This is a genomic window from Pseudoalteromonas sp. TB64, from assembly GCF_000498095.1.
Lineage (GTDB): Bacteria > Pseudomonadota > Gammaproteobacteria > Enterobacterales > Alteromonadaceae > Pseudoalteromonas.
This window is the reverse complement of record NZ_AUTQ01000235.1, coordinates 1-8370: the sequence shown is the minus strand read 5'-3', so window position 1 is coordinate 8370 and position 8370 is coordinate 1. Positions and strand designations below refer to the sequence as shown.

Below are 8370 nucleotides of genomic sequence, written 5' to 3'. Positions count from 1 at the left end.
GGGCGAGCCGCTTACAGAGCCCCGTATTATTAAATTTAAAACAGGGCGTCGCTTAAAAGGCTGGAACAAAAACTGCCTAGCGCTTGGCCTTGCTAGCGGTTTTTTAGAGCCACTTGAGTCCACCAGCATTCACTTAATTATGTCGGGTATTATTCGCTTCATGCGTTTATTTCCATTTAATGGCATTACCAATCACGCAATTGACGAATACAACAAACAGCTTAAAAGCGAAATTGAAAATATTCGCGACTTTATTGTGCTGCACTACAAAGTAACTAATCGCGATGACAGCGAGTTTTGGCAACACTGTAGTGCGATGGAGGTGCCAAAAACCCTTCAACATAAAATTGATTTGTTTAAGCAAACCGGTCGTGTATTTTTAGACGATGGTGACATTTTTAGAGTCGACTCGTGGGTGCAGGTTATGCTTGGTCAAGGTATTGAGCCTAATCAACATCACTTAATAGCCAGCATGATGAGTGATGAAGAACTCACCCGTTTTTTACACGGTATTAAGCAACAAATAGAGCAACGCGTAAGCCAATTACCACCTCATCATGAGTTTTTAAAACAATATTGCCCAGCATAAAAAAGCCCTTATTACTAAGGGTTTTGGGTACACAAAACAACTTTTATTTATTTAAATTTAACTATTGACCTGCTTAGCAATAGCCACTAACCTAAATATGGAAGCGCTTCCTTAAAGTTATTAAAGACCATTGCTTAAGATTAATTAAATTAAATATGGAAGCGCTTCCACTTATGCAATTTATAAAATATAAATAAAAGCCAAATTTACTACAAAGAAAACAGGGGTTTTCTCTTAATGAAACAATTATCTTTACCTAGTGGCTCACCACTTTTAGCTAAAAACTTTACTTTTGGTGTAGCTACAGCCTCATTTCAAATTGAAGGTGGTGCAGCCGATCGCTTGCCGTGTATTTGGGATACCTTTTGCAGTAAAGAAGGCAAAATTGTTGATAATTCGAATGGCGATGTAGCATGTGAACATTACACTCGCTGGGAAGATGATATAGAACTAATTGAATCATTAGGCGTAGACGCTTACAGACTTTCTATTTCGTGGCCACGCGTAATGACCTTAAATGGGCAGTTAAACCCTAAAGGCGTTAAGTTTTACACCGATATTTTAGATGAGTTAAAACGTCGTAATATTAAAGCTTTTGTCACTTTGTACCATTGGGATTTACCACAACATATTGAAGACGAAGGCGGTTGGTTAAACCGAAACACCGCTTACGAATTTGCCCATTACGCAGATTTAATTACAAAAGCATTTGGGGATCGTGTGCACTCTTACGCTACTTTAAACGAACCGTTTTGCAGCTCTTTTTTAGGTTACGAAATAGGCGTACATGCACCTGGTATTGTAGGGCGCGAATTTGGTCGTAAAGCCGCTCATCATTTATTACTTGGTCATGGGTTAGCTATGCAAGTACTTGCTAAAAACAGTCCAAATACACTAAACGGTATTGTACTTAACTTTACGCCTTGTTATTCAGTTACCCAATGCGAAGAAGATTTAAAAGCCACTGCATTTGCTGATGACTACATAAACCAATGGTACATGCAGCCTGTAATGCAAGGTAAATACCCTGATATTATTAAGCAGTTACCTAAAGCCCACCGCCCAGACATTTTAGAGGGCGATATGGAAATAATTGCTCAACCACTGGATTATTTAGGGGTTAATTTTTATACCCGTATGCATTATCAAGCAAGCGAAACCGACTTTTACCATGAGCTGCCACATAAAGCACCAATGACCGATATAGGTTGGGAAATTTACCCTAAAGCGCTTACAGAGTTACTTGTATCGTTAAACGAAAAATACACCCTACCACCTATTTATATTACCGAAAACGGTGCAGCTATGGCTGACGAATTTAAAGACGGCGAAGTGAACGATAACGACCGTATTGAATATTACCACGAGCATTTAAATGCCCTACATAACGCAGCAGAGCAAGGCGTAAAAGTAGATGGTTATTTTGCTTGGAGCCTAATGGATAACTTTGAATGGGCAGAGGGATATTTAAAACGTTTTGGAATAGTACACGTAGACTACACCACACAAAAACGAACTGTTAAAGCCAGCGGTAAAGCGTACAGTAAACTAATAACAAGCCGATAAATTATCGGCTTATAACAATAAGAACACACACTGTGAACAAACTCCCTTTATACGAAAAAGTCGGTTACGCCATGGGCGATGCCGGCGCTAACTTAGTATGGCGCGGTGCGCTTGCTTATTTAGCGGTGTTTTACACCGATACATTTGGCATATCGNCTGCCATGTTGTTTTTGGTTGTAAGGCTGTCTGATGGCGTAACCGATATTATTATGGGTATGATTGCCGACAGAACGCAGTCGCGCTTTGGTAAGTTTCGACCTTGGATACTCTACTCAGCACCATTTTTGGGCTTGTTTATGGTGTTGTGTTTTACTACCCCCGACTTTAGCACCACCAACAAACTTATTTATGCCTACGTAACCTACATTGGTTTAACGCTTGCTTACACCGTAAGTAACGTGCCCTACTCGGCACTTATGGGCGTAATGACACCAGACGATACAGAGCGCACAAAGCTCTCTGGTTTTAGGTTTGCAGGTGCGTTTACTGGTGGCTTACTGGTTATGGGTTTTTTACCTGAGCTAGTGGCTTTTTTTGGTGGCGGCGACGATGCCAAAGGCTATCAGCTTACTATGTACTTATTTGCCAGCTTACTTATTATTTTAATGATTATAACGTTTGCGACCACTAAAGAACGTGTAACACCGCATGCCTCAAATGAAGGCAATTTAAAATCAGAGTTGTTTGATTTAACCAAAAGCCTGCCATTTATAATCCTACCTTTGCTTGCTACTACCTTATTTTTTTATTACCGCGATTTATACAGCGGCGTATTTTTTGCCCTTGTTATGGCAGCAATGACATTCGTTATTAAAAAATTACTCAATAAAGATAAGAAAAGCTTAACGGGATCACAGCGTGACATGGTTGACCTTCTGACCAACAAACCTTGGTTGGTATTACTTGGCATTGGTTTTTTAACCATGATGTTTAATGGCATAAAATACGGTGTAATTGCGTACTACTTTAAGTACCACGTAGCCAATGAACTCATGGCTGGNNCTGGGCAATACTTTATCGCCTTGTTGGTTGTATCTATATTAGGCGCACTTGCCACAGGTAAACTGGCCGAAATTATGGGTAAACGAAACCTATTTATTGCATCATTAATGCTAAGCGGCATACTCACTACTGCATTTTACTGGGTGCCTAGCGATAACCTAGTTGCTGTATTTACCTTTGGTTGCGCCGCTGAATTTTTTGCCGCGATGATGCCAACATTATTTTTTAGTATGCTTGGTGATTCAGCCGATTATTCAGAGTGGAAAAACAAACGCCGCGCTACAGGCCTTATTTATTCTGCGGGTACATTTGTGCAAAAAACCGGTGGTGGTTTTGCAGGTGCATTAGTATTAGTGGTACTTGCAGGCTACGGCTATAACGGCATGGATGAGCTAACAATTACACAAGCCCTACCTGGTATGCAGTTACTTATGAGCTGGATACCCGCCGCATTTGCTTTTTTAGGTGCCGCATTGATGCTTATTTATCCGCTAACCTCAGCGATGACGCAAAAAATAACAGAAGACTTAGCAATTAGACGCAGTAATGTGTAAATTAACTTTTAATGATTCTTCGCGCTTTATATTTTTATAAAGCGCGAGTAAAAACACATATAAGCTAGGACATCAATGGCGACAATTTATCAAGTATCAGAAATGGCAGGTGTGTCTTTATCAACTGTTTCAAGGGTACTTAACGACAACGACTACGTAAGCAAAAAAACTAAAAAAAAGGTATTAGAAGCAATGAAAGAGCTAGGCTATCAGCCAAGTTCTATTGCACGCTCTTTGGCGTCTAGCACTACAAACAGCGTAGGTATTTTAGTTTCTGAGTTGGATGGTCCGTTTTTTGGTCAGATGATGTCAGCCATTGAAGAGCATCTTCGTATTGCGGGTAAACACGTTATTATTACCCCTGGGCACAGTGACGAGAAAAAAGAAAAAAACGGCTTTGAGTTTTTAATAAGCCGTAATTGCGACGCTATTATTGCCCACGTAGAAGCAGTATCAAACGAGTACTTAATTGAGCTAAGTAAAGGCAAAACCCCTATTTACTTAATGAGCCGCTACGTTAAAGAAATTGAAGAAAACTGCATTAGCCTCGACAACGTCATGGGCGGCTACTTAGCCACTAAAGCCATGATCAACAAAGGTCATAAAAACATTGCGTATATAGCAGGCCCGCAGTTTAAAGAAGATGCGTCAAATCGTTTAAAAGGTCACAAACAGGCATTAGCAGAATACAACCTAACCTTTGACGAAAAGCTATTTTACATAGGCGACTTTAAAGAAACCGGTGGCAGCGATGGCTTAAGGCATTTTATTCAAAATAAAGCGCAAATAACCGCCCTTGTATGCGCCAATGACGAAATGGCATCGGGTGCCATGAAATACGCCCGAGAGCACGGTTTTAACTTACCAAAAGATTTAGCCATTATTGGGTTCGATAACGTAATTTTTACCAATTACCTCTACCCAACGCTTACTACAATAGATAACCCAGTTCCCGAAATGGGCAGAGCTGCGGCTAACTTAGTGCTTAAAGACATTTACAAAAAAAGCGGCATAACAGTAAATCATGTGTTTCAGCCAAAGCTTATTTTAAGAGACTCAACACCCGACATTAATTAACTTTAAACCTAATTTAAACCTAATTTAAACCTAGTTTAAATCTAATTTATGTAACTCGTTACGCACCCACTGCGTATCTAAATATTGCTCTACGTGTTGCTGCGCAAACTTTAAAAAGTTACGTGCAGCATGCGATATGTGTCTATCTGTTCGCATTACAAAATACCACTGACTTGCCAAATGAGCATCGGTTACGTTTAACACTTTAAAACTAGTATCGTCTGTTGCAAGTACATGGCGTGATAAAACCGCAATGCCCAGACCCGATGCAACCGCAACGCGTATTGCTTCATTACTCGCCATTTGCACGCTATCGCTCAGCACTAATCCTCGGCTTTGTAGTTCGCTTTCAAATAACATACGTGTTGCTGAGCCATTTTCTCGCAGTAAAAAGCGATACGGCATTAAATCAGTTAATTTAACGGCTTTTACGTGAGCTAACGGATGATTTAGCGGCACTATAAATTCCAGTGGATTATGCAAAAAGCGCGCAGCTTGTGCGTGCTCAAGCGACGGCGGGTGGCTAAATACATAAATATCGTCCTCTCCTCGCTCAAACCTATCAAGCACCTCTGCCCTGTTACCTATTTCAAGCGGAAGCTCAACATGGGGATGTAAATTACTATAAGGCCCAAGCAATTTAGGTAAAATATATTGCGCGGTATTAACCATTGCAATTTTACAACGGCCGCGCGATCCACCATTAAGCTCGGTTAAAAAATCTTGATAATCTTCAAAATGCCCAAACACCTGTTGGCATGTTTTAAATAGCTCAAGTCCTGCATCGGTCACGTGTAGCTTTTGCTGTTGTATAAGAAGTAATGGCTCGCCTACGGCTTCTTGCAGTCGCTTTATTTGTAGCGATACCGTTGGCTGTGTTAAATGTAAGCGCCTTGCGGTTTCGCTTATTGAACCCATTTTAACTACGCTCATAAATACTTCAAGCAACCTAAACGATATATGTCGTAAATCCATACCTACCTCATAGCCTCTTACTTAGTTAAAAACAATCCATAGATAACTATCTATATGTAACTCGTATTTATTTTATTATTTACTATACAAAGTTTTATCTACAATAGCGCCACTTAATTTACCATTTAGTAAGGAAAGCCAGTGCCAGATATTGTTGTTATGTTTTTTATTTTAGGATTAGTAGCGGGTATTTTACGCTCGGACTTGGCCATTCCAAAAGCCACCTACGACACATTAAGTTTATTGCTCATGTTAACCATAGGCTTAAAAGGCGGAATGGTACTGCACGGTAACTTAAGCTGGCAACTACTGCCCGAAATGGGGTCGGTAATGCTGCTTGGTGCATTTATACCACTTATGCTTTACCCTATTTTAAAATACGTGATTAAACTCTCTGTTGCTAATAGCGCCAGTATTGCCGCGCATTACGGCTCAGTGAGTGCAGGTACATTTGCTGTTGCACTCGCCTATGCCGAGTCGGCTAAGTTGGTAGTAGGCGCAGAAGTAACCCTGTATTTAGTGATGCTAGAACTTCCTGCAATCATTGTTGGTTTATTGCTTTACCGAAAACTTGATAAACAAAACAGTCAACACTGTGAACCCTCGTTAAAAGCGCTTTGGCACGAAACTCTCACAAACAAAAGCGTAATTTTGCTCATCGGTGGTGTAATCATAGGTATGATGTACGGCACAGTTGAAGGCAGCCAAGTAACGAGCCTTTTAACAAGTAGCTTTAAGGTTGTGCTGGCATTATTTTTACTAGAAATGGGTTTAGTAGCCGCGCAAACTCTTCGCCCTATCCCATGGAAACATTGGAAACTAGCGGTATTTGCTATTGTCACCCCGCTATTTTTAGGCACGATTGGTGTAACAGTAGGCACACTTTTAAATTTAGAATTAGGCTCGGTAGTTATATTGGGAAGTTTAGTAGCCAGCGCCTCTTACATAGCCGCGCCCGCTGCAATAAAAGCGGCAATTCCTAAAGCCGATATTGGTCTTGCTATGCTGAGTTCACTCGGTGTAACTTTTCCGTTTAATGTGATTGTTGGTATTGGTTTATATCACCACCTTGCGGTGGCAATGCAATAAGCAAATAAGTGTTAATTTTATTACTTTAAAAAACGGTTGAACCCTATTCTATATAGGGTTTAACATTAGGGCGTGTTGACCTTTCGTGATTGATTTTGCAGCAGACTGTCTGGTATTTAAGCAAGGCAGAGCCTATGTAGTGTGGTTATTCCCCATAAATAGGCGATAACGCAGCATAAATGCCAAACATGCGCTGCCCTTTGGGTTCTTTCTAGGGACGATTAACTCTTTGTTGCTCGGTTTTTACTTAGCCCGCTAGGTTACAAACCTCGCGCCGCGATTAAATCGCCCCTAGATTGAACAAATTTCAATCCACAAAGATCAACACGCCCTAATAAATGCTCACAAATATAAAACAATATCTACATAAAAACACTACAATAAAAAGCATAATAGATCCGATAATTTACCAAAACGATCGTTTTAAAGTTTATTTATATTGCCTAATAAAAATCACTTTACTTATCTTTAATTTGGCTTTAAATTCGCGCAAATTTTATTATTAAAGTAACCTCTCAAACTTTAAAACAGTGGTTATTTACCTTCAAGAGTCGATAAACACAAATGGCCGAATTAGCCGCCACAAGCCCCAAAAACAATCCTTTAGCGCCTGTTATAGGGCTGTCGTTTTTTGCTATTGCCTCGGGCTTTTTAATGAGCCTTATTCCGCTGTCGTTACCTGCATTTAAACTCGATGAAAACCTAGCGCCTTGGCTTGCGAGTATTTTTTACTTTGGCTTACTTATTGGCGCAACCACAATAGAGCGCATTGTGGTAAAAATTGGTCATCGCTTCGCTTTTATATTATTTTTAAGCTTATTAATAGTCAGCGTGCTTGCACAACTTGCGCTGCCAAATACCGTTAACTGGCTAATTGCACGATTTATAGCGGGCATTGCTGTTGCTGGTGTATTTGTAGTTGTTGAGTCTTGGTTGTTAATGACCAACACGGCAAAGTCGCGTGCTAAACGTTTGGGCTTATACATGACCTCACTTTATGGGGGCAGCGCCGTAGGTCAACTTGCTATAGGGCCGCTTGGCACCGAAGGTTCAACGCCTTATTTATTTGTAGCTTCGTTATTATTTTTAGCTATTTTAGCGCCTTTATTAATAACCAAAGGTCAGCCCGAAAAACAACATCTTGAAAAACTCCCACTAAAAGAAATAAAAACACTAAGCCACCCTGCAATGCTCGGATGCTTAGCGTCGGGCTTATTACTAGGTCCTATTTATGGCTTAATGCCGGTGTATATTGCAGCGCAAGCAGATCAAGCTCAATACACAGGGACACTTATGGCCGTTATTATTTTAGGTGGCATGGTAGTGCAGCCGCTTGTGAGTTACTTATCTACTCTGCTTGAAAAAAGCTTACTGATGGGTTTATTTTGCTTAGTAGGTGCCGTGGGCGCTGTGGGTATATTACAAGCAACAACATTGGGCGGATTAATAGTAAGTTACTTAATATTGGGCGCATGCAGCTTTGCACTTTACCCAATTGCGATTACGCTTGCGTGCGAC

At 40.5% G+C, this 8370-nt stretch carries 7 protein-coding genes; 6 read left to right on the top strand and 1 reads right to left on the bottom strand.

What is annotated here, in order from left to right; all coding sequences use genetic code 11:
* The 4 genes from L647_RS0119780 to L647_RS0119765 all read left to right on the top strand — a co-directional run.
* On the top strand, window positions 1-589 hold a 589-nt coding region (locus L647_RS0119780), incomplete at its 5' end, for a tryptophan 7-halogenase (RefSeq protein ID WP_024612564.1).
* Window positions 590-826: 237 nt separating this feature from the next.
* A complete protein-coding gene (locus L647_RS0119775) occupies window positions 827-2155 on the top strand; it encodes a GH1 family beta-glucosidase (RefSeq protein ID WP_024612563.1) in 1329 nt (442 codons plus the stop codon).
* Window positions 2156-2187: 32 nt separating this feature from the next.
* Complete coding sequence (locus tag L647_RS0119770) at window positions 2188-3711, top strand: MFS transporter (protein ID WP_024612562.1); 1524 nt, start codon at window positions 2188-2190, stop codon at window positions 3709-3711.
* A gap of 75 nt (window positions 3712-3786) precedes the next feature.
* Window positions 3787-4788, top strand: coding sequence for a LacI family DNA-binding transcriptional regulator (locus L647_RS0119765; RefSeq protein ID WP_024612561.1), 1002 nt, complete (start codon window positions 3787-3789; stop codon window positions 4786-4788).
* Between the two features lie 30 nt (window positions 4789-4818).
* Here L647_RS0119765 and L647_RS0119760 read toward each other — a convergent pair whose 3' ends face one another.
* The gene (locus L647_RS0119760) at window positions 4819-5763 is read right to left on the bottom strand and encodes a LysR family transcriptional regulator (protein WP_024612560.1); all 945 of its coding nucleotides are present in this window, start codon (window positions 5761-5763) and stop codon (window positions 4819-4821) included.
* A gap of 141 nt (window positions 5764-5904) precedes the next feature.
* Between L647_RS0119760 and L647_RS0119755 the strand changes: the two genes are divergently transcribed.
* Window positions 5905-6852, top strand: a complete 948-nt coding sequence (locus L647_RS0119755; protein ID WP_024612559.1) for a sodium-dependent bicarbonate transport family permease — start codon at window positions 5905-5907, stop codon at window positions 6850-6852.
* A gap of 564 nt (window positions 6853-7416) precedes the next feature.
* The coding region (locus L647_RS0119750; RefSeq protein ID WP_024612565.1) for an MFS transporter at window positions 7417-8370 on the top strand (954 nt) is incomplete at its 3' end.

Coding starts and splice junctions, on each gene's coding strand:
- L647_RS0119775 (WP_024612563.1), top strand. CDS start 827: ATGAAACAATTATCTTTACCTAGTGGCTCACCACTTTTAGCTAAAAAC.
- L647_RS0119760 (WP_024612560.1), bottom strand. CDS start 5,763: ATGGATTTACGACATATATCGTTTAGGTTGCTTGAAGTATTTATGAGC.
- L647_RS0119765 (WP_024612561.1), top strand. CDS start 3,787: ATGGCGACAATTTATCAAGTATCAGAAATGGCAGGTGTGTCTTTATCA.